This window comes from Schaalia naturae (assembly GCF_042665795.1).
Taxonomy (GTDB): Bacteria; Actinomycetota; Actinomycetes; order Actinomycetales; family Actinomycetaceae; genus Pauljensenia; species Pauljensenia naturae.
The window spans coordinates 960187-980214 of record NZ_JBHTEF010000001.1; the positions used below are offsets into that span (position 1 = coordinate 960187).

General features: G+C 69.6%; 20 protein-coding genes and 1 pseudogene. 8 read left to right on the forward strand and 13 right to left on the reverse strand.

The annotated features are described in order from the left end of the window. Positions 1 to 4 precede the first annotated feature (4 nt). Both lnt and ACFQWG_RS04210 read left to right on the forward strand, forming a co-directional pair. Positions 5 to 1582 carry an apolipoprotein N-acyltransferase gene (gene lnt / locus ACFQWG_RS04205; RefSeq protein WP_380972415.1) on the forward strand — a complete coding sequence of 526 codons (1578 nt, stop codon included), beginning with the start codon at positions 5 to 7 and terminating at the stop codon, positions 1580 to 1582. Further along, a complete protein-coding gene (locus ACFQWG_RS04210; RefSeq protein ID WP_380972417.1) occupies positions 1579 to 2337 on the forward strand; it encodes a polyprenol monophosphomannose synthase in 759 nt (252 codons plus the stop codon). Before lnt ends, ACFQWG_RS04210 begins: the two co-directional genes overlap by 4 nt. On the opposite strand, the gene ACFQWG_RS04215 is transcribed toward ACFQWG_RS04210, so the two are convergent. Beyond that, on the reverse strand, positions 2322 to 2687 hold the full coding sequence (locus ACFQWG_RS04215) for an RNA polymerase-binding protein RbpA (protein WP_380972419.1): 366 nt from the start codon (positions 2685 to 2687) through the stop codon (positions 2322 to 2324). The genes ACFQWG_RS04210 and ACFQWG_RS04215 overlap by 16 nt on opposite strands. A 113-nt stretch (positions 2688 to 2800) precedes the next feature. Here ACFQWG_RS04215 and ACFQWG_RS04220 point away from each other — a divergent pair, with 113 nt between their 5' ends. Beyond that, positions 2801 to 3541 carry a M50 family metallopeptidase gene (locus tag ACFQWG_RS04220; RefSeq protein WP_380972422.1) on the forward strand — a complete coding sequence of 247 codons (741 nt, stop codon included), beginning with the start codon at positions 2801 to 2803 and terminating at the stop codon, positions 3539 to 3541. Positions 3542 to 3572: 31 nt separating this feature from the next. Here the strand turns inward: ACFQWG_RS04220 and ACFQWG_RS04225 are convergent, their stop codons facing one another. Then, a complete protein-coding gene (locus ACFQWG_RS04225; RefSeq protein WP_380972425.1) occupies positions 3573 to 3881 on the reverse strand; it encodes a GNAT family N-acetyltransferase in 309 nt (102 codons plus the stop codon). Between the two features lie 37 nt (positions 3882 to 3918). Further along, positions 3919 to 4548, reverse strand: a complete 630-nt coding sequence (locus tag ACFQWG_RS04230) for a hypothetical protein (RefSeq protein ID WP_380972428.1) — start codon at positions 4546 to 4548, stop codon at positions 3919 to 3921. Between the two features lie 104 nt (positions 4549 to 4652). Here ACFQWG_RS04230 and ACFQWG_RS04235 point away from each other — a divergent pair, with 104 nt between their 5' ends. Beyond that, positions 4653 to 6179: an Hsp70 family protein gene (locus ACFQWG_RS04235; protein ID WP_380972431.1), complete on the forward strand. Its 1527-nt coding sequence runs from the start codon at positions 4653 to 4655 to the stop codon at positions 6177 to 6179. A gap of 15 nt (positions 6180 to 6194) precedes the next feature. Here the strand turns inward: ACFQWG_RS04235 and ACFQWG_RS04240 are convergent, their stop codons facing one another. The 6 genes from ACFQWG_RS04240 to ACFQWG_RS04265 all read right to left on the reverse strand — a co-directional run bounded on the left by ACFQWG_RS04240 (position 6195) and on the right by ACFQWG_RS04265 (position 10144). Then, complete coding sequence (locus ACFQWG_RS04240) at positions 6195 to 6713, reverse strand: MerR family transcriptional regulator (protein ID WP_380976214.1); 519 nt, start codon at positions 6711 to 6713, stop codon at positions 6195 to 6197. Positions 6714 to 6854: 141 nt separating this feature from the next. Further along, positions 6855 to 7649, reverse strand: coding sequence for a transcriptional regulator FtsR (gene ftsR, locus ACFQWG_RS04245; protein ID WP_380972434.1), 795 nt, complete (start codon positions 7647 to 7649; stop codon positions 6855 to 6857). Beyond that, positions 7646 to 8077: an FHA domain-containing protein gene (locus ACFQWG_RS04250; protein ID WP_291496616.1), complete on the reverse strand. Its 432-nt coding sequence runs from the start codon at positions 8075 to 8077 to the stop codon at positions 7646 to 7648. The genes ftsR and ACFQWG_RS04250 overlap by 4 nt, the downstream gene beginning before the upstream one ends. Before the next feature lie 66 nt (positions 8078 to 8143). Further along, positions 8144 to 8881, reverse strand: a complete 738-nt coding sequence (locus tag ACFQWG_RS04255) for a DUF881 domain-containing protein (RefSeq protein ID WP_380976216.1) — start codon at positions 8879 to 8881, stop codon at positions 8144 to 8146. Between the two features lie 5 nt (positions 8882 to 8886). Then, on the reverse strand, positions 8887 to 9219 hold the full coding sequence (locus tag ACFQWG_RS04260; RefSeq protein WP_291496614.1) for a small basic family protein: 333 nt from the start codon (positions 9217 to 9219) through the stop codon (positions 8887 to 8889). A gap of 1 nt (position 9220) precedes the next feature. Next, positions 9221 to 10144 carry a DUF881 domain-containing protein gene (locus ACFQWG_RS04265; RefSeq protein WP_380972436.1) on the reverse strand — a complete coding sequence of 308 codons (924 nt, stop codon included), beginning with the start codon at positions 10142 to 10144 and terminating at the stop codon, positions 9221 to 9223. A gap of 66 nt (positions 10145 to 10210) precedes the next feature. Here ACFQWG_RS04265 and ACFQWG_RS04270 point away from each other — a divergent pair, with 66 nt between their 5' ends. Together ACFQWG_RS04270 and der are read left to right on the forward strand one after the other, a co-directional pair. After that, positions 10211 to 11782, forward strand: a complete 1572-nt coding sequence (locus ACFQWG_RS04270) for a Mur ligase family protein (protein ID WP_380972437.1) — start codon at positions 10211 to 10213, stop codon at positions 11780 to 11782. A 50-nt stretch (positions 11783 to 11832) separates the two neighbouring features. Next, positions 11833 to 13304: pseudogene (gene der / locus ACFQWG_RS04275) on the forward strand (ribosome biogenesis GTPase Der). Between the two features lie 10 nt (positions 13305 to 13314). On the opposite strand, the gene ACFQWG_RS04280 reads toward der, so the two are convergent. Both ACFQWG_RS04280 and ACFQWG_RS04285 read right to left on the reverse strand, forming a co-directional pair. Next, complete coding sequence (locus tag ACFQWG_RS04280) at positions 13315 to 14262, reverse strand: NADP-dependent oxidoreductase (RefSeq protein ID WP_380972440.1); 948 nt, start codon at positions 14260 to 14262, stop codon at positions 13315 to 13317. Positions 14263 to 14698: 436 nt separating this feature from the next. Further along, on the reverse strand, positions 14699 to 15079 hold the full coding sequence (locus ACFQWG_RS04285; protein ID WP_380976218.1) for an ArsR/SmtB family transcription factor: 381 nt from the start codon (positions 15077 to 15079) through the stop codon (positions 14699 to 14701). A gap of 91 nt (positions 15080 to 15170) precedes the next feature. Between ACFQWG_RS04285 and arsM the strand changes: the two genes are divergently transcribed. Both arsM and ACFQWG_RS04295 read left to right on the forward strand, forming a co-directional pair. Then, complete coding sequence (gene arsM / locus ACFQWG_RS04290; RefSeq protein WP_380972442.1) at positions 15171 to 16430, forward strand: arsenite methyltransferase; 1260 nt, start codon at positions 15171 to 15173, stop codon at positions 16428 to 16430. Beyond that, positions 16427 to 16915, forward strand: a complete 489-nt coding sequence (locus tag ACFQWG_RS04295; protein WP_380972444.1) for a hypothetical protein — start codon at positions 16427 to 16429, stop codon at positions 16913 to 16915. The genes arsM and ACFQWG_RS04295 overlap by 4 nt, the downstream gene beginning before the upstream one ends. Positions 16916 to 16930: 15 nt before the next feature. Here the strand turns inward: ACFQWG_RS04295 and ACFQWG_RS04300 are convergent, their stop codons facing one another. Together ACFQWG_RS04300 and ACFQWG_RS04305 are read right to left on the reverse strand one after the other, a co-directional pair. Next, positions 16931 to 17449 carry a hypothetical protein gene (locus tag ACFQWG_RS04300; RefSeq protein WP_380972446.1) on the reverse strand — a complete coding sequence of 173 codons (519 nt, stop codon included), beginning with the start codon at positions 17447 to 17449 and terminating at the stop codon, positions 16931 to 16933. After that, a complete protein-coding gene (locus ACFQWG_RS04305) occupies positions 17449 to 20028 on the reverse strand; it encodes an AAA family ATPase (RefSeq protein ID WP_380972448.1) in 2580 nt (859 codons plus the stop codon). Before ACFQWG_RS04305 ends, ACFQWG_RS04300 begins: the two co-directional genes overlap by 1 nt.

A 20028-nucleotide genomic window follows, 5' to 3' on the forward strand; every position in this document is an offset into this window, starting at 1 on the left:
GGGCATGAATCCCGGTGGGGGCGTCGTCTCGGGCGGAAGACCGCCCCTGCGGAGGTCGCGCGACTACTTGTGCGTCGCCGTGGCCGCGGCCGGACTGTGGGCCTCGTTCCCCGGGACCGACTGGTGGTGGCTGGCGGTTCCCTCCCTGGCGGTCCTCGTCGCCCTCGTCGACCGCGTGGGCGCGGGCCGTGCCAGCTGGTACGCGGCTCTGGTCGCATCGGGGTTCTGGCTGGGGCACATCGAATGGGTGCGCGTCGCGACGGGCGGATGGCTGCCCTGGGTCGCCCTGGCCGCCACGCAGGTCCTGCCCGTGGCGGCGTGGTCGTGGACCGTGTCCGTGGCCCGCGTGTGGCGCTGGACACGCCCCGCCTGGGGTCAGGCCGTCCTCTTCGCCCTGACGTGGACGGGGTTCGAGCAGCTGCGCTCCCGTGTCCCCTTCGGGGGTTTCCCCTGGGCGAACATCGCTTACACGCAGGTCGACGCCCCCCTGGGACGCCTGGCCCCGTGGGGCGGAGAAGCGCTCGTGTCCTTCCTGGTCATGGTGTGCGCGGTGCTGCTGAGACGGGCCTTCTCCCTGTCCCCGGCGCATGACGCGCCGCAGTGGTGGGCTCGCCCGGCCGGACTCGCCGTCGCCCTCGCCCTTCTGGCGGCGCCGCTGGCGATCGATCTGCCGACACAGCAGGAGGCGGGATCCCTGCGCGTCGGCGTCGTCCAGGGCGATGTCGAGATCCCCGGCGACCAGACCTACCAGACCGTGGGGAAGGTGACGGGCAACAACGCCCGGGTGACCCGCGAGCTCGCGGAGTCCGGGCGGGCGGTCGACCTGGTCGTGTGGGGGGAGGACTCCGTCGACAAGGATCCCCGCACGAACGCGCTGACGAGCCAACTGGTCGCGGACGCCGTGGAGGCGGTGGGCGTGCCGACGATCGTGGGCTGGCAGGAGATCCACCAGACGACCCGCGAGAATTGGATCGGCGTGTGGGAGCCGGGCAGCGGACTGAGAGAGGGGTTCTACGGCAAACAGCACCCCGTCCCCTTCGGGGAGTACATCCCGTGGCGCTCCTTCGTCTCCCACCTGGCGACCGAGGCCGCCCGGGTCAACGTCGACATGGTGGCGGTGGACAACCCCTCGCTGCTGGAGGTGCCCTCCGCCGACGGGCGGAGCATCCCGATGACCGTCGGCATCTGCTTCGAGGTCGCCTATGAGCCGCTGCTGTCCGAGGGGGTGCGCGCGGGCGGCCAGATCATCGTCATCCCGACGAACAACTACCACTTCCAGTATTCGGCGGAGTCGGATCAACAGGCCCAGATGCTGCGGTTCCGGGCGATGGAATTCTCGCGGTCCGCCATCCAGGCGTCCACGAACGGCACCTCGCTCATCGTGCGGCCCGATGGATCCGTGATCGCCGAGAGCGGCAAGCAGGTCGCCGCGTTCCTCACCGGCGAGGTCCCGTTGCGCACCTCCCTGACCCCCGCCGCCCGGATGGGGGACTTCCCGGACTGGCTGGTCATCGTCCTGACCGTCGCGCTGGCCGTCGGTTCGGGAGGGGCGTCGATCGCCCTGGGCAGGAGGTCCGCGTGAGCGCCGCGATCGAGGACGAGACCCTGGTCGTCGTCCCGACCTTCGACGAGATCGAGTCCCTGCCCGGCGTGCTCCGACGCCTTCTCGAGGCGATGCCGGGCGTCCGTGTCCTCGTCGTCGACGACTCCTCCCCGGACGGAACGGGGGAGTGGGCCGAGGACCTGGGCGCCCACGACCGACGGGTCAATGTGCTCCACCGGCCGCCCAGGTCGGGACTGGGCAGCGCCTACGTCCAAGGGTTCCGGTGGGGCCTGGACCATGGCTTCGGATATCTCGCGGAGATGGACGCCGACGGCTCCCATCGTCCCGAGGAACTGGTCCGCCTCCTCGCGCGGTTCCGGGCGCCCGACGATCCGGACCTCGTCATCGGATCGCGCTGGGTGCCCGGCGGATCCGTGCACGGGTGGCCGCTGCCGCGCCGCGCGCTCTCGCGCGCCGGGAACCTCTACATCCGCGCCATGCTCGGGATGGACGTCGCGGACGCGACCGCGGGGTTCCGGGTCTATCGAGCGGCATGGCTCGAGCGCTCAGGGGCCCTCGACGAGGCCGGCGCGCGGGGCTACGGTTTCCAGGTCGAGATGACCTGGGCGGCAACCCGGCGCGGGGCGGCGGTCGCCGAGGTGCCCATCGCCTTCGACGAACGGCGGTTCGGCGCCTCGAAACTCTCAGGAGATATATTTACTGAAGAACTATTAATGGTGACTCAATGGGGGATTCGGCGACTGCTCGGCTCCGCGGGTCACGGCTTGCGGTAGGAGCCCTCCGGACGCAGGCGCCCCTCACGCAGCAGGGTGAGCTGCTCCTCGAGGACCTTCTCGAGCTCCTCGATGGAACGGCGCTCGCGCAGCATGTCCCAGTGGGTGCGCACGGGCTTCGCCGGCTTCTGGTCCTCGTCCTCGGGGACGTCGCCGACGACCTCCGCGACCGCCCCGCAGGCGCATTCCCAGGTCGCCGGCGGGGTCGCCTCGGCGGCGAAGGTCACCTCGAACTCGTGTCCGTTGGGGCACAGGTACTTCGCGGTGAACCGCTCGGCGAAGACGACTCCCTCCTCGGACTCCATCGACTTCGCGCCGATCTGCATTCCCCGAAGCGCCCGATCCGCCATGTCGTCTCCTCAAATGTTGGCCTGCGCAGTCCCAAACGACGAGATTCTACCGGATATTCCATCCAACGGATCGACGAAGGGAAACGATCAGGCGCATGGGCCAGACTTCTCCCATGGGATGGCATGAGGTCTGGCGCTCTGTGCTGGAGCGCCTCGGTGCGAGTCTCGTGGCGCAGGAGGTCTCCATCGGCGCATGGACGGCCGCCGCGGCGGCGCTGGCCGCGCTGTGCGTGGCGACGCCCCTGTGGGCCGTCGTCCGCCCGCTGGTCACCGTCGTCCACGAGCTCGGCCACGCGGTGGTGGGAGTCTTGTGCGGACGCCGGTTCACGGGTTTCGTCGTCAATCCCGACATGTCGGGCCACACGGTCACGGCGGGCCGGCCGCGCGGGATCGGTCTGGTGCTCACGACGGTGGCCGGATACCCGATGCCGGCGGCCGTCGGCGCCGTCATGATCGCTGCCGCCATGGGCGGGCGGGCCCCGCTCATCCTCGTGACCGCCGGAGGCCTGATGATCGCCGCACTGGTCCGCGCCAGATCGCTCTACACGGCGCTGGCCCTGGCGACGCTTCTTGCGGCCACAGGAGCCGCCTGGTGGCGGGGGAGCATCGAGTTGACGTCGGCCGCGGTCTGCGCGGCGGGCGTCGTGCTGCTGGTCGGGGCGTGGCGGCAGCTCGTGTCCGTGGTCGTCCACGGAGGCCGCGCCGATGACCCCGGGGCGCTGGCCTCTCTGACACGTGCGCCCCGGTGGATCTGGCATCTCGTCATGCTGGTCCTGATCGCGTGGCCCACCTGGTGGTCGGCCTCGGCGCTCGCGCCCGCGATCCGCGCGCTCGCCGACCACGCGGCGGGGTGACACGCGTCCGGGGACGAACGCCGCCTCCTCGTCAAACGGCCGCCTCCAGAAGGGCGCGTCCCAAGCCCTGCCCGCGCTGTTCCGGATCGACGATCACGCGCATCAGGCGCGCCCGTCCGCCCGATCCGCTCAGCTCGAACCGGCCGACGGGGCGGCTCGTCCGTTCGTCGCGCTCGATCACCCACGCGCAATGGCCGAGGGCCTTGGCGTGCGCCCGCAATTGCGCGGCGTCGGTCGGGAACGTGAGCGAGTCGCCGGCCCAACGCCGGACCTCGGTCGGATTCGACACCCAGCCGACGATGACTCCGAGGTCGGACGGACGCCTCTCGCGGACCCTCATCCCGACCTTCCCCAACGATCCGATAATGTACATTATGTCAGATTGACGATCGGACCGCGAGGACCAGATCCTCCCCCTCGTCCACGAAGCCCACCCGCCGGAAGTAGCCGGGATCGGTCGTCGTGCCCGCCGCCACGCGCAGCGACGATACGCCCAGCACGTCCGCCAGCCGGGCCTGCGAGTACACGAAGCGCCCCGGACTGAGGTCGCGGAACCGCGGCGTGACCAAGTCCAGGACGATCTCCGCCCACTGCGCGTGGACCTCGGCGACGATGACGCCGATCGTCTCGTCGCCGTGCAACACCAGGAACGCCCTCCGATCCGGGCCCTCCGGAATCGCGCGGAACCGGGGGTACCACCGCTCCGCCGCCTCGGCGAGGGAGCCGATCATGTGGGCCAGGTAGGCCTCGCCCGCCCCGATCGGGAGCAGCGTGTAGGAGCGGCCGCGCCGGGCGTCGCGCTCGATCCGCACGATCCACCAGGCGTCGATGAGCATGATCGCCAGGTTCATCGCGGCGAACGGCCAGATCCCGAAGATCACGTTGTAGATCGTCGCCAGCGCGGACCCGGTGAGATTCAGCCACCGGAAGCGGCGCACGCTCGGGAGCATGAGGGAGACGACCACGAGCACGGAGCCCGCCCATCCCATGACCTCGTACACGGACACGATGTCCCCTCTCCCCCGGCCGGCCCTGCTTCCGCGCCGTCGCGCGGGGATCTATCGTAGTCCTGTCCCGCCGGGCCCCTGGCGCACCGACCTAGACTGGGGGCATGAGACTCGGCGTGGACTTCGGCACGACCCGCACGATCGTCGCGGGCGCGGACCGGGGCAACTACCCGGTCGTCTCCTTCGAGGACCCGCGCGGGGACGCCCGCGAGTTCGTCCCCTCCCTCATCGCCCTCGAGGACGGCCGTCCCGTGTTCGGCTTCCGCGCCGAGGAGGCGGCCCGGGCCGGCGCCCCGCATCTGCGTTCCGTCAAGCGCATTCTCTCGGATCCCCGCGTAACGGCCGCCGCGACGGTGCGCCTGGGCGGGCGCGATCTCCGCGTGCTCGACCTCGTCGCAGGGCTCCTCCGCGAGGTGGCCGGCTGCCTGCGCACCTCGTCCTCGGTCGCCGAGGACCTGACGGACGCTCCGCTCGACGTCGTCGTCGGCATTCCCGCCCATGCCCATTCGGCCCAGCGCCTCCTCACGCTCGAGGCCTGCCGGGCGGCCGGGTTCACCGTGAGGGCGATGGTCAACGAACCCTCCGCCGCCGGGTTCGAGTACACGCACCGCCATGCGGGCACGGTGAACTCTCGGCGCGGCCGGGTCCTCGTCTTCGATCTCGGCGGCGGGACCTTCGACGCCTCGCTGGTCGCGGTCCACGGAACCGCCCACGAGGTCCTCGGCTCGTGCGGCGACAACCATCTGGGCGGGGACGACTTCGACGAGGTCCTCGCTCGGTGCGCGCTGCGGGCCGCCGGGATCTCCTCCGCCGAGTTGGGCGAGTCCGGGTGGGCAGGCCTTCTCGATGAGGCCCGCACCGCCAAGGAGTCCCTGTCCTCCCAGTCGCGCCTCATCGCGATCGAGGTCGCGGGGCGCGCCGTTACCGTCCCGGTCGGCGAGTTCTACGAGGACGCCGCTCCCCTCGTCCGCTCGGCGCTGGCGACGATGGAGCCGCTGACCGTCCCCGACCGGGACGGTTCCCCCGCCCTGCCCGACGATGTGGCCGGCCTCTACGTCGTCGGGGGCGGGTCGGAGCTGCCCATCGTCTCGCGCCTGCTGCGCTCCCGGTTCGGACGGCGCGTCCACCGCTCCCCTCACGCCGCCGCCTCCACCGCCATCGGGCTCGCGATCGCCGCCGACCCGGACGCCGGATACACGCTCTCCGAACGGCTCTCACGGGGGCTCGGCGTCTTCCGGGAGTCCGAGTCGGGACGGCGCGTGTCCTTCGATCCGCTGTTGGAACCCGATCTCCGGGTGTCGGCGTCGGACACCGTGGCCGTCACCCGGACCTACCGCGCCGCCCACAACATCGGATGGTTCCGCTTCGTCGAGTACGCCTCCGCCGATGACGAGGGCGTCCCGCGCGGCGACGTCATGCCGCGCGGCCGGATCGCCATGCCCTTCGATCCCCTGCTGCAGGAGGGATCCCGTCGAGGAGAGGTCGATCTTGCGGGCCAGGAGGTCGTGCGCACCGAGTACGGACCACTTGTCGAAGAACGTTACTCGGTGGATCCGAACGGCATTGTCGAGGTCCAGATCCGCGACTGCGACACCGGTTTCACCCTCCGGCAGTCCCTGGCCGCCGACTGAACCTCCCGCGGCGCCTCAGGACGCGGAGCGCTTGCGGCGGCGCCTCTCGGCCAGCTCGTCGACCATCGGCGCGGTCTCGGCCTGCTCGATCGGCAGCTCGGCCAGCGATCCCTCGATCTCGCGCCACACGCGCCCCACCGCGATGCCGAAGACCCCCTGCCCCCCCTGGAGCAGATCGATGACCTCATCGGTGGAGGTGCACTCGTAGACGGAGGCGCCGTCGCTCATCAACGTGATCGACGCCAGGTCGTCGACGCCGCGGTCCTGGAGCTGCCGAACGGCGGTGCGCACCTGCTGCAGGGACACGCCGGCGTCGAGCAGCTTCTTCACGACGCGCAGCACCAGGAGGTCCTTGAACGAGTAGAGCCGTTGCGAACCCGATCCGCGGGCCGCCCGCACCGACGGCTCGAGCAGGCCCGTGCGGGCCCAGTAGTCAAGCTGGCGGTAGGTGATGCCGGTGACGGCGCAGGCGACGGGGCCGCGGTAGCCGGTCTGTTCCTCATCGAGGCCCTCCAAGGGGTCGCCGAAGAGCATCCCCTGCCGGGCGGTGACCCGGGGATCCTGAGGCTGGGCGCTCACGGCGGCTCCTTCGAGGGACAGATCGTTGATGGGGACAACGCTAGGCAGTGGGAGGGGCCGGGTCAACGACCCTCCCGGCGCGCCTCACCCTCGACCTCAACGTGAGGGTCCGCGTTCGCCGCGGCCGGCCTGCGACAGCCCGTTGAGACGGGACAGTGAGACACGCAGCATCTCGCGATGGAGATCGGCCATGAGCTCGCCGAGCTCCATGGACCGCGATCCCGCCCGCTCCAAATCACTGGCCCGGCTCCTCGAGCGCTGGGAGGACACGGCCTGGTCGATGAGGTCCGCGCTCCGCTCGGCGCCGGTGCGCACCGACCTCAGGACGCGCGCGTCGACGCCCTCGCCCTCCAAAGCGAGCAACAGCGTGACGACCTGGATCGACCGGGAGGGGAAGTACCCGGCGAGGTCCGGCGTGATGAGCCCGAGCCCGGTGTAACGCTCCAGGGTCTCGATGCTCGCCCCCGTGAGGTCGGAGAGCTCCCGCGCGGGGAGGGACGGCCGGTTGGAGGGCACGACGACATGCCCCTCCGAGGTCACGACCCGCGCCGTCGGAGCGGGCTCGACATCGTGACCCGCGTCGAGGGCGCGCAGCCGGTCCCCGATGACGCGAAGCGGCGCGTAGGAGTCGCGCTGCTGGGTGAGCACGAACCGCAGACGCTCGACGTCGGCGCGGGAGTACTTGCGGTATCCCGCCCCGGAGCGGACGGGACGCACCAGCCCCTGGTCCTCCAGGAAGCGGATCTTCGAGACCGTGACTGCCGGGAACTCCGCGCGCAGCAGGCCGACCACCTGCCCGATGGACAGCGCAGGGTCCCGCGAGACGCCTCGCGGCCACGGCTCGGGGGCGTCCCGCGCATCGGGGGCGGGAGCAGGGGCTGCCGCGCTCATGCCTGGCGCGGGGACGGGTGGTAGGTCAGCCGGTACTTGCCGATCTGCACCTCGTCACCGGCGTGCAGCTCGGCCTCCTCGACCCGCTCCCGGTTGACATAGGTCCCGTTGAGCGAGCCAGAGTCGCGCACATAGTAGCCGCCGTCGCGGGCGAGGAACTGACAGTGACGACGCGACACGGTGACGTCGTCGAGGAAGATGTCCGACTTCGGGGAGCGCCCCGCGTTCGTCACCTCCGGGTCCAGGAGGAAACGGGCTCCCGAGTTCGGACCGCGCTGGACGATGAGCAGGGCGGATCCCGCCGGCAGCGCGTCGACGGCATCGCGATCGCGCGCCGAGAGCGGGACCGGGCCGCTGAGCGCCTCATCCTCCGAGGGCAGTCCGAACAGCGAGGTGGCCGTGGGATCGAAATCCTTGTTGGTCTCCACTCTTCCCTCCTTGAGTCGATCGGCGACACGTTATCGCCAGTGTAGTGTGCTGGGCGCCCCGAGGACTCACTTCACCGTCGCCCACTGAGGCTTCGGAGCCGGAGCGACGGCCGTGATCTGGAGGTCGTCAGAGGCCGCGATGTCCACACCGGCCCCGCGAGCCCGCATCTGCTGGGCGGATCCGGCCTGGATCTCCAGCGCCGGCTCCAGGGTGGTGGCGTCCCCGAGGATCTGCCACGTGTACGGCGAGGAGATCCGCGTCCCGTCCACCACGACACCCGTGGAATCGCTGGTGAACCAGGACCGCGGGGTGAGCCTGACCCCGTTGAGGGCGACCGCCTCCGCGCCGGCGTTGCGCAGCTCGCCCAGCGCCATGACGAACTGCGAGGAGTCCAGGGCGCCGCCGCCGTCGGTCACCGTCATCACGAGCCCTGGGCCGTGGACGGCGACCGTTCCGGCGTTGACGGCGGCCTGCGTCGCGGCCCGCTCGGCGGCCGAACGGGCCGCCTGCTGCTCTGAGGCCGCGTTCTGAAGCTCGGCGAGCTGCGACTGCAGATCTGACTTCTCCGATCGCAGCGTCTCCTCCCGGGTGGAGAGCTCGTCGAGCAGGGCGACGAGGTCCTGCTGGTTCATCGTCTCCAGCGGGTCCGTCTGCTGGGCGCGGACCTGGGTGACCATCGCCGCTCCCAGGACGAAGCAGATGACGAGGAGGACCACGTGGAGGGGGCGGGGGCGGGCGAAGAGCGCCCGGCGCACCCGGCGCCACATCGCGGGCCGGCGCGGAGCGGGAGAGGCGTCGTCCATGGCGTTCACGCTTTGAAGATCAGCCGACGGATGGAGGCCGTGTTGGAGAAGATCCGGATCCCCAGGACGACGACCACGGCCGTCGTCATCGCGGAGCCAACCCCCAGCTGCGCCCCCAGGAAGACCAGCAGGCAGGCGACGACGACGTTCCAGAAGAACGACAGGATGAAGACCCGGTCGGAGAAGGTCCCCTCCAGCCAGGCCCGCGCCGCACCGAACAGGGCGTCGAGCCCCGCGACGACGGCGACCGGGAGGAAGCTCTGCAGCCACACGGGAACGGTGGGATCCACGAGGAACCCGACGAGGATCCCCAGGGCGAGTCCGAGGACGGCGATCACATCAGTCTCCTGAGCTGTCGGTGTCGGCGCCTGTTCCGGTGCCGGTGGTCGTGGCGGGCGAGTCCAGGGCGTCCATCTCCAGAGAGGACTCCGAGCGCGTGTCCATCGTGATCCCGCGGACGGACTGGGCGGCCGAGAGATGATCGCCGGCGTCGCCCCTGACGAGGGCCACCGCCAAGGCGTTTGCATCGCCGATGGCAGCGACCTCGTAGGGCGCCTGGACGGTCGTGATGTCGACGAGGATGACGGCTCCGGCGCGGCGGACGAAGGTGCCGGGCCCGATGCGCAGGCCGTTGACGGTGATCGCCTCCGCTCCCCCGCTCCACAGCGCGTTGACCACGACGCGCAGGTCCTGGTCGGTGACGGCTCCCTCGACACCCGTGGTGTCCAGCGCCGAGTCGGGCCGGTCGTCCAGGGTGACGACGAGGCCGGGCCCTTCCACGGGGGCGACCGCCGCCGCCACGGCCACCGCGTCGCCGATGTCGGCTCCGGTCCCCGAACTCGCTCCGGCAGCGGCTCCGACCTGGGAGGACAGCGACGCGACATCGGCGTCCAGGGACTGGACGGTGGAGAGCTGGGAGCGAGCCTGGTCGAGCAGGGTCTCCCCGACCTCGCCGGCCGCCGGCGCCCGCAGGTTGCGCACCGCGATAGCGGAGCCGGCGCCCAGGGCGATGGCGAGCAGCAGGATCAGGGCTCTGCGCCACAACGGCTGGCGCCGGGCCCGCTCCTCCGCGGAGTAGGCGTGGTATCCGGCGTCCAAGGGGTTGTTGAGCAGCTGGGTGAGCAGCGACATCGACGCCGCGGGGTCGCGCGGGGGCTCCCCGTCCCGGCGCGCGGGGTCCTCCGACGGGGACGGCGCCGCCTGCCGGTTCATCCCGGATCCCGGCGCGGCGGAGGCGTTGCGGGGCACAGGGGTGGCGACCATACCCCGAGTCTAGGACCTGCCCGCCGGGGAAGGCCGGCGGCGGCCGGCTCATCTAGAGTGGCCGCCATGACCTCCGTGCGCGACATCCGACCCCTTGTGGAACCGCTCCCCCTGCCCCAGGCGCTCGCCGGCGTCGACGTGCTCGAATGGGTGGACGCGCCCGGAGCCCCGGCCCGCGGGGCCAAGGTCAGCGGCGTGACGGTGTCGACCCTCGACGTGGACCCCGGCTGGCTGTTCGTCGCGATCCCCGGCCTCACCCAGCACGGGATCCGTTTCGCGCACCGCGCGGCGCAGGAGGGCGCCGCCGCGATCCTCACGGATCCGGTCGGCGCGCGAGACGCCGCCGAGGAGGGGCTGGGACTGCCGGTGGCCGTCGTTGGGGATCCGCGTGCGGCGTCCGCCGCGGTCGCGGCCACGGTCTACGGGCATCCGGCCCGCAGGCTGCGGACCATGGCGGTCACCGGGACGAACGGCAAGACGACGACCTCGTACCTCATGCGCGCGGCCCTGGGCGCGGCCCACGAGGATGCCGCCCTGTGCGGGACCGTCGAGACCCGAGTCGGCGATCTGCGCATCCTGTCCGACCACACGACCGGCGAGGCGCCCGTCGTCGAGCGCATCCTCGCCCTCGCCGGGCAGAAGGGGCTGGGCGCCGCGGTCGTCGAGACCTCCGCGCACGCCTTGAGCCTCAACCGCGTCGACGGCATCGTCTTCGACGTCGCGGCCTTCACGAATCTCCAGCACGACCATCTCGACTACTACCACGACATGGAGCACTACTTCGCGGCGAAACGCTCCCTGTTCACCCCGGCGCATTCGCGCCAGGGCGTCATCTGCGTGGACGACGAGTGGGGGCGCCGGCTCGCGCGGGAGGCCGAGGTGCCGGTCACCACCGTTTCTGCTCTCACCGACGAGCCCGCCCAATGGACGGTCCGGGACGCGCATGTCGACGCGGACACCTCGCGCACGGTGTTCACCCTCGTCTCCCCCGATGGCGCGGGCCATGCGGTGGCCACCCCCGTCCTTGGCGACGTCAACGTCCAGAACGCCGCCCTCGCCATCGTCAGCGCCGTGCGGCTGGGCCTGGACGTGGACGCGGTGATCGCCGCCGTGGAGCGCGCCGAGCAGGTGCCCGGGCGCATGGAGAAGGTCAACCCTGTCCCCGATCCCCGCCAGCCCCTCGTCGTCGTCGACTACGCGCACACGCCCGAGGGGCTGGAGTGGACGCTGGCGTCGACGCGGGAGTTCACGCGCGGGCGGATCGTCCTCGTCTTCGGCACCGACGGGGACCGCGACCCCACCAAACGCGAACCGCTCGCCGCCATCGCCGCCCGCCGCGCCGACGACCTCTGGGTCACCGACGAGAACCCGCGCACCGAGGACGCTGCGTCCATCCGCGCCCAGCTGCTCCACGGGATCGCGTCCGTCCGGCCGGACCTGGCCCGCGTCACCGAGGTGGCGACATGCCGGCGCGACGCCGTGCGGCGGGCGATCCTGGCGGCCGGCCCCCGGGACACGGTGCTCATCACCGGCAAGGGCGCGGAGTGGTACCAGGACATCGACGGCATCAAGCACGCCTACAACGACGTGCCAGTCTCCCGCGAGGTGCTCGGCCAGGACCCGCGCGCCCGCGTGTGAGCAAGGACTCCGCCCCGTCCCGCCGGGACGCCCTCGTCTAGGATTGCCCCGTGACCGACGACCAGACCGGGGCCTCCCCCGCGGACCAGGACGACCTGCGCGCCCGATCCATGCTCTCCTCCCTCGAGCAGTACGAGCTCGACGAGGAGGACCGCGCGCTGCTCGAGGCCGGCGACGGCTCGCCGGACGAGTCGAGGCCGGCCGCCGGGCTGCCGGTGCTCGCCGTCGTCGGCAGGCCCAATGTCGGCAAGTCGACCCTGGTCAACCGGATCCTCGGCCGACGCGAGGCTGTCGTCCAGGACACCCCCGGCGTCACCCGCGATCGCGTCGCCTATGCGGCCGAGTGGGCGGGCCGGGACTTCACGGTCGTCGACACGGGCGGGTGGGAGGTCGACGTCAAGGGCCTCGACCGTTCCGTCGCCGACCAGGCGGAGGCCGCCATCGGCCTGGCAGACGCCGTCTGCCTCGTCGTCGACGCCACGGTCGGGGTCACGGCCACCGACGAGAGGATCGTGCGCGTCCTGCGCGCCTCCGGCCGGCCCGTCGTGCTGGCGGCCAACAAGGTCGACTCGCCCCTGCAGGAGGCCGACGCCACGGCCCTGTGGTCGCTGGGGCTGGGTGAGCCCCACCCGATCTCCGCCCTCCATGGACGGGGCACCGGGGACCTGCTTGACGCGTTGGTCGACGCACTCCCGGAGGAGTCGGCGGTCGCTCCGGCGGCCCCGGAGGGGGGGCCACGCCGCGTCGCGCTGGTCGGCCGGCCCAACGTCGGCAAGTCGTCCCTGCTCAACGCGCTGGCAGGGTCGGACCGGGTCGTCGTCGATGAGACGGCGGGGACCACGCGCGACCCAGTCGACGAGCTCATCGAGCTGGATGGGCGTCCGTGGTGGTTCGTCGACACGGCGGGCATCCGCCGCAAGATGCACCGGACGACGGGCGCCGACTACTATGCCTCGATCCGCACGCAGGCGGCCTTGGAGAAGGCCGAGGTCGCGATGGTGCTCCTCGACGCCTCCGAGCCGCTCACCGAGCAGGATGTCCGAGTCGTCCAGCAGGCGGTCGACGCCGGGCGCGCCGTGGTCATCGTCAACAACAAGTGGGACCTCGTCGACGAGGACCGCCAGCCTCGTCTGCGCGCCGAGCAGGAGCGCGATCTGGTCCAGGTTCAGTGGGCGCCCCGGATCAACCTGTCGGCTCGGACGGCGTGGCACACGAACCGGATCGCCCGCGCCCTGGACACCGCCATCGCGGGGTGGACGACCCGCATCCCGACGGGACGCCTCAACGCGTTCCTCGGCCAACTGGTCGCCGCCCATCCCCATCCCCTGCGAGGGGGAAGCAGCCGCGCATCCTCTTCGGCACGCAGGTCTCGACGCGCCCTCCGCGCTTCGTGCTGTTCACCACCGGGTTCCTCGACCCCGGCTATCGGCGCTTCATCGAACGGCGCATGCGCGAGGAGTTCGGGTTCGAGGGCTCCCCCATCCAGATCTCGGTGCGCGTGAGGGAGCGCCGTCGGCGCTGAGGAGCGCGCGTCAACCCCTGAGCACGTCCGCGGCCTCCGTCACGGCGTGCGTGCGCAGCAGGATCTTGCCGCGCAGATGGCCCTTCTTCAGGCGGGCGTAGGCGCGCCGCACATCCGTCAGATCGAAGACGGAGTCGATCGGGTAGACCAGCGAACCGCGCGCCAACGCCTCGGCCACCCTGCCCAGATCCCCCGGGAGCGCGCCCGCTCCCCCGACGGTCTGGGCGCCGAGGTCGTGCGCGCCGGGCCCGGCGGCGATCGCATCGATCCTGGCGGCCGGCACGCCGAACTGGACGAGCCCGCGGACCTCGTCGAGGTCGCGCGTCGAGAGGGCGGCGGACACGCCGGTCGGCGCGAGCTCCCGCAGACGGTCCCACATCCCCTCCCCGTAGTCCACGGGGACGATCCCGAGGCCGCGGAGGAACCCGTGGTTCTCACGGCTGGCGCTGCCGATGACGTAGGCTCCGGCCGCCCGGGCCAGTTGGGCCGCCAGCATCCCCACGCCTCCCGCCGCGCCGCTGACGAACACCGTGTCGGTCGGCGCCGGGCGGATCGCCCGGATCCCCGCCACCGCCGTGCGGGCGGTGATCTGCAGGCCTCCGGCCGTGTCCAGCCCCAGCCCCGCAGGCAGGTGGCTCACCTGGCTCGCGTCGACGACGAGGTGGTCCGCTTGGGCGAGGAAGCGGGCGCCGCCCAGCACCAGGTCGCCCGCGCTGAAGCCACGGACCCCCGGCCCGACCTGGTCGACGACGCCGGAGAAGTCGTTGCCGTTGCCGGAGGGCAGGTCGGGCGCCATCGGCCCCGATCCCCCCGATAGGATCTTCCAGTCGACGGGGTTCAGCCCCGCGAACGCCACACGGACCCGGATCTCGCCCTCACTCGCGGCGGGCGGCGCCTCCTCGATCACATGAAGCTGGTCGATGTCCCCGAAATGGTCGAACACCACGCGACGGCCCATGCCATCCCCCTCACTCCAACCGGTCCCGCGGCGCGGGATCCGGGACGCCTCCCATCTTAGTGGCGGAGGTCACGAGGTGGCAGGGAAGGAATCTGCGGGGCGCGGGACGTCCGTTCGTCCCACAGGTACCGACGGGCTCGGCAACAGACGAAGGAACGAGGTCGACGGGCATGCCAGGTCGCTTGGTGAGTGCGCAACCGGTCCGCGTTGCGGCGCAGCTCGATCGGGTCGAGCCGGTCGTGGATCTTGTACGCCTTCGCGCACAGCAGCGGAGGGCCCGGCGACGTAGGCCTCAACGGTCGGCCCGCCTGATCCTGCTCGACGCTCAGCCCGTCGCCAAGCCGCGGCACGGCCATGCTCCACCTGGGCTCGACCGCACCACCGGAAGTGTTCGCCGAACGGATCGGGGTTGGCATCGGCAACGCCCTGACCCGGGTCAGCGGGACGAGCCGACTCCGGTCCGCAACGACTGTGGGTCGAGCACGTTGCTGAGTGTCGCCAGGGTCTCGGGGACGATCGCGTAGTAGGCCCATTTGCCGCGCTGTTCGCGGGTCACCAGCCCGGCTCCGACGAGCTGCTTCATGTGATGCGACACCGTGGGCTGGGACAGACCGACCGGCTCGGTCAGATCACACACGCACGCCTCGGCGCCGGACTGCGCGGCGATCATCGACAACAGCCGCACGCGCGTGGGGTCGCCCAGCGCCTTGAACATCCGCGCCAACCGCTTCGCGTCGTCTGCCTTCATCACGCCCGCGGCCACCGGCGCACAACACCTGGCAGCATCGGTGGTCAGCAGCGGAAGCGAGGTCGTCATGTCCTTCACTCTACTTAACGCATTGACATCTGTCGATGTATTGACCATTATCGATATGACGTGATCCATCCGCGCACGAACGGAGCACACCATGGCCGAGAACACCGAGAACGCCGCTGAGAGCGCCGGGCTGCGCGAGCAGGTCCGCGCCCGTTACGCCGGAGCCGCGACCGCCGTCAAGGCCGGCACCCGCAACGCGATCCCGCTGGTCGAGGACTCCTGCTGCGGTCCGGCCGCGTCCTCGTGTTGCGGCACCACAGTCGAGCGGAGTTTCGGCGCGGGCCTCTACGACGCCACCACCACCGCCGACCTGCCCATCGAGGCAGTCGAGGCCAGCCTGGGCTGCGGAAACCCGACCGCGGTCGCCGACCTGTACGAGGGCGAACGGGTGCTCGACCTGGGTTCGGGCGGCGGCATCGACGTGCTGCTCTCGGCCAAGCGCGTCGGATCCACCGGGTTCGCCTACGGCGTGGACATGACCGACGAGATGCTGGAGCTGGCCCGCGAGAACGCAGCCAAGGTCGAAGCCGCGAACGTGGAGTTCTTGAAGGGCATCATCGAGGACGTGCCGCTGCCCGACGAGTCGGTGGACGTGGTGATCTCTAACTGCGTCATCAACCTCTCTACCGACAAGCCCGCGGTCCTGGCCGAGATGTTTCGCGTCCTGTCACCGGGCGGTCGCATCGGCATCTCCGATGTCGTCGCCGAAGACCACCTCACCCCCGAGCAGCGAGCTGAGCGCGGCTCCTACGTCGGCTGCATCGCCGGAGCCCTCTCCAAGAGCGAATACCTCGACGGGCTCGCCGCCGCCGGATTCACCGACGCCACCGTGGAGTTCATCCACGAAGCCGCCGACGGCATGCACTCCGCGATCATCCGCGCCACCAAGCCCGCCTCCTCACCAAGAGCAACCCATGACCACCGCATCCGCCCCGACCGTGCTGTTCGTCTGCGTCCACAACGCGGGCCGATCCCAGATCGGTCGCCGGACTGCTCACGCATTTCTCGGGCAACCGAATCGAGGACCGCTCCGCAGGTTCCGAGCCCGCCGACCAGCTCAACCCCGCCGTCTCTTTCTTGCGTGCTGCCCGTCCTCCTTCTGGGAGGGCGGGCTGTCTTCATGCATGGGGCGTGGGTGTGCACCTGGCTGGGGACGCGCTCTGCCGTCCGCACTCCCGCAGGCGGCTCCAACGGCCTGCCCGGCGTCGCCCAGTTGCGCACCATCGTGGTACCTGAGCCCACCGCCGTCGCACGGCGCGAACTGGTCATCAGCGAGTTCGACCAGCTCCACGACATCGCCCATAGGGGCCGCCACGCTTACGAACTCACACTTCATTCGTCGCTCCTTTGAACGACGACCATCTGGTCGCCCTTATTGACCTCTGTTCCAGTAAATATCCAACAGGGCTAGAGACCGAGAATCTGCGCCGGATCAGGGGTTCTCACGACAGCGCTCGAACGACAAGTGCGGACACCTTGCCGGACGACGCTCAAACCTCTCGCGCTGTCGCGGTTCCTCGTCGCAAGTGGAAGCGCCTGAACGACGAAGCCCGCGCGCAGGTGGTCGCACGGTACTCGGCGGGTGAGACGACGACAGCCTTGGCGAAAGACTACGACGTCGCCAAGTCCACGATCATCGGCATCCTCCGCGCCAACAACATCGTCATCCGTCGCCAGCCGATGACGGTACAACAGGTGGGCGAGGCCGCCCGCCTGTACGAATCCGGACTCTCCCTGTCACAGGTTGCCACGACGCTCGACGTGAACCAGGAAACCATGCGGGTGGCGATCATGAAAGCAGGGGTCGAGATCCGTCCAGCGACCGGTGCCTGCTAGGCACCTGATGCTCGTCTACCGAACGCGAAGCTTCGTAGGCGTCTTCTTCGTATGGCCGGTGCCGAGTTCGACGGTCATCGAGATCGCGTGCCCGTGCACATCGATCGCCGCCGCCGAGCTGACCAGTGCACGCACCGACTCCATCTCGGCGCACCAGGTCTCGGATCTGCCCGGCTGCAGTTCGTGAGGGAGGGAAGCGCCGATCGCGTCGCCCATCGGCGTAAAGCTGAGGCCGGCCCCTTCGAGCACCACCGAGTAGCGCTCAATGACGACTGGGGCACGGCCGATGTTGATAACCGTCACGGCCAGGACATCCGTTCCGGTGGAACCTTCGCCTCGTACCTGCGATAGATCACGAGGACGCCCGTCGCGCTTGATTTCCCCAAGCGCGACGCCCCCACGGCCCATCGCACCATGCTTGAGGACGAGCTTGACCCGGCGCCCGTCGAGAAGCCAACTCGCGATCTGCCAGCCAAAACTCAGGCACGCGATGAGCAGGCCGAGCGCAGCAATAGCGAGGGTAAGAACCTCCACTACGCACCGGACCCATACTTGCTGACGCGTTCCCGCCAGGCCTTGATCCGATCCAGCTCGGCCTGCATCTCGTCCGCGGTCGGAGGCACGTAATTGGTCTCTTCGCTCTTGTCGTGGCGCCGGGCCCACTTGGAGGTTGCCCCGTAACCAGACTGGAAGTCGGTGTTGTCCGCATCCGTGATCTTCGCGGCGATGCGGAACATTTTCGGCCGAACATTAGTCGTGCCGCGATCGACGAGCTTGAAGGCGACCTCACTGCGCACGATGCGTTCCCAAGTCTCAGAGAGCTTGCCTGCCCATTCCGAGGTGGCGCGCTCGTACTCGTCGGCAGTCATATCAGTCTGGTTCTTCTTGACTCGATCCAGCTCTACCTGAAGATCGCCAATACGCTGCTTGGCGTCCTTCGCCTTCCACGGGTAACCATCAATGACTCGCCCCGGCTTGCGCGCACCGTTGCGCTCAATCGCTCGCTCGGTGAGTGTCACGCCAAGTTCATCGCTGGCTTTCACGATCTCGCCGAGGAACATCAGGTCGTGGGTGAAGACGATGACCTGCCGGTCGTTCGCGATCTCGACGATGCGCCGCGCCGCCTTCTCGCGTCGCTCGTGGTCGAGCGAGGACATCGGGTCATCCAATATCACTGCCGACTTTGTGTCATCGAACTCGACCTCGGTGAAGAAGCCCGCGAGGCCCGCGGCGGTCTGCTCTCCTTCGCTGAGAACTGCCTTCGGGGAACTGCTCGAGGTGCCGAGGAGCGCAGGCTTGTGGCGGAGCTTGCCCTTCGGTGAACCTTGATCGCCGAGCACCACATGCTCGAGCTTGAGCCGCTCCGATTCTCGGACGAAGTGATCCTTCACCCGGTCAGTGACGTAGGCGCGCGCCAGCTTACCGCTCTCCACCGAGATCGGTTGTGTCGTGATAGTGGGCTGGATCTTCTTGAGCGCGGCGTGAGCTATGAGTCGTTCGACCTCCTTCTCAATTCCAGACCGCACCGCTGCAATCGCCATCAGGCTCTCCAACTCAGCAAGTTTCGCTCTGCAGTCCGCGAGGGTGCGGGCAAAGGCGACCTCATCAATGGCGCTGGCCTTGGTCTTGAGATCGGTCGCGCGCAGGCGAAGGTCGTTGAGATCGACAGCAACCAGCTCGATCCACCCCTCCTCAGACTCACCACGCAGGCGCTCGCCAATGCGAGTCTTGGCCCGCTTTGCCGTTTCGAGCGCGGCGGTCAACGAATCGGCGAACACCTTGTCTTCGGTCGCAAGGAAGCCGATTGCCTCTGTGGTCTCCTCGCTGGTGACCTCAAGTGCTTTCAGATCTTCGATCGCGCCTTTGAATGCATCCTCCGCAGCCTTGGCACGCTTCGCTACGTCATTGTGGACGAATTGGTGGAAGCGTCGCAAGCGCTCCGCTGCATCGGTCTGGAGCGGTTGCTGGCAGAGCACGCAGACATGCCCATCCCCCGTCGCCGGGAAGTCATGGTCTGGGTACGCCTCGGCCACAGAGTAGTTCTCCGCGGCCTGCCAAAGCGCACGCCATGTGCCGCTGCCCACACCGGCGAGTGGCTCGTCCGCAAACGAGGTCTTGGACGCCTCGGTCGCAGCGGCACGAAGCGTCGTCGCTGCGGTCTGCATGGCGAGCATCTCATCACCACGGGCCGACGACAGTTTCGTGCCGAGGGTCTCGAGGTGATCGGCCAAGGCTTCGATCCGTGTGGCGGCGGAGAGCAAACGTTGCTTCTCCTTCGCAGGATCAGTCGTCTTGAGGCGAGCTTCCTCCTTCACCAGCTCTGCCTGCACTACCTTGGGGACGGCGGGAAGGACAAGCGCCTGGTCAATCTCCTGCTTGGTCGTGGTCGCCGAAAGAGACTTCAGGAAGGCCTCGGCCCGCGTTCCGGGCTGAACAGTCGGCGGCACGAGCGCCTCGGCCTCGTTCGTCCGAATCATGGCGTCGATCGCAGCACGGACGGCGTCCACGTGGACGATCAGCTCATCGAGCAAGGTCAGGACGGAAGGCCGGTAAGCAAGCTCGGTGTCGCGGTCAAGGTAGTCGTTGCCGCACGCTTCGTCATAGAAGTGCGCTTGGTTGAGTGCGGGTTCCAGGAGGCTCGGCCATGCCTCAGTCGTCGCGGTGCCACCGAGCGAGTAGGTGATCTGCGCCGATTGCGTTCCAGTCGACGATGCGAAGGCATCCGGCAAGATCTCCTCATGATGCCGAGCGCCGACTACGTTCTTGACGAGCCGAGCATAGCCCGACTTTCCACTGCCGTTGTCACCGTAGATGACGGTGACGCCTGTTGCTCCGAACGTTAGCGTTTGATCGTCGAGAAGCGCATTGACGAACTTCAGTTCGCCGATGCTCTCCAGCTGCACGGTGTTACCTCCCGCAGTGCCAGTCGGCAGATCGGCAGCGGCGAGCTCCGGCGCCTCCGGCGTGACCTTCTTATCGACGATCGCCTGCGCGACCGAGGCGATGTAGGCGTCATCGATAGCCTCCCCGCGGGCGATCCGCTTGAGAAGGTTGCGCTGCCAGATAGGCCGCCTCTTCACCCAATCGAGGATGTCTTGCTCAATTGACGCCAT

What these genes read in the sequence shown, in the direction of transcription:
- arsM (WP_380972442.1), top strand. Translation starts at nt 15,171, where the DNA reads ATGGCCGAGAACACCGAGAACGCCGCTGAGAGCGCCGGGCTGCGCGAG.
- ACFQWG_RS04225 (WP_380972425.1), bottom strand. Translation starts at nt 3,881, where the DNA reads ATGAGGGTCCGCGAGAGGCGTCCGTCCGACCTCGGAGTCATCGTCGGC.
- lnt (WP_380972415.1), top strand. Translation starts at nt 5, where the DNA reads ATGAATCCCGGTGGGGGCGTCGTCTCGGGCGGAAGACCGCCCCTGCGG.
- ACFQWG_RS04285 (WP_380976218.1), bottom strand. Translation starts at nt 15,079, where the DNA reads ATGACGACCTCGCTTCCGCTGCTGACCACCGATGCTGCCAGGTGTTGT.
- ACFQWG_RS04235 (WP_380972431.1), top strand. Translation starts at nt 4,653, where the DNA reads ATGAGACTCGGCGTGGACTTCGGCACGACCCGCACGATCGTCGCGGGC.
- ACFQWG_RS04280 (WP_380972440.1), bottom strand. Translation starts at nt 14,262, where the DNA reads ATGGGCCGTCGCGTGGTGTTCGACCATTTCGGGGACATCGACCAGCTT.
- ACFQWG_RS04220 (WP_380972422.1), top strand. Translation starts at nt 2,801, where the DNA reads ATGGGATGGCATGAGGTCTGGCGCTCTGTGCTGGAGCGCCTCGGTGCG.
- ACFQWG_RS04240 (WP_380976214.1), bottom strand. Translation starts at nt 6,713, where the DNA reads ATGCTCTTCGGCGACCCCTTGGAGGGCCTCGATGAGGAACAGACCGGC.
- ACFQWG_RS04255 (WP_380976216.1), bottom strand. Translation starts at nt 8,881, where the DNA reads ATGGACGACGCCTCTCCCGCTCCGCGCCGGCCCGCGATGTGGCGCCGG.
- ftsR (WP_380972434.1), bottom strand. Translation starts at nt 7,649, where the DNA reads ATGAGCGCGGCAGCCCCTGCTCCCGCCCCCGATGCGCGGGACGCCCCC.
- ACFQWG_RS04305 (WP_380972448.1), bottom strand. Translation starts at nt 20,028, where the DNA reads ATGGCGTCAATTGAGCAAGACATCCTCGATTGGGTGAAGAGGCGGCCT.
- ACFQWG_RS04270 (WP_380972437.1), top strand. Translation starts at nt 10,211, where the DNA reads ATGACCTCCGTGCGCGACATCCGACCCCTTGTGGAACCGCTCCCCCTG.
- ACFQWG_RS04265 (WP_380972436.1), bottom strand. Translation starts at nt 10,144, where the DNA reads ATGGTCGCCACCCCTGTGCCCCGCAACGCCTCCGCCGCGCCGGGATCC.
- ACFQWG_RS04215 (WP_380972419.1), bottom strand. Translation starts at nt 2,687, where the DNA reads ATGGCGGATCGGGCGCTTCGGGGAATGCAGATCGGCGCGAAGTCGATG.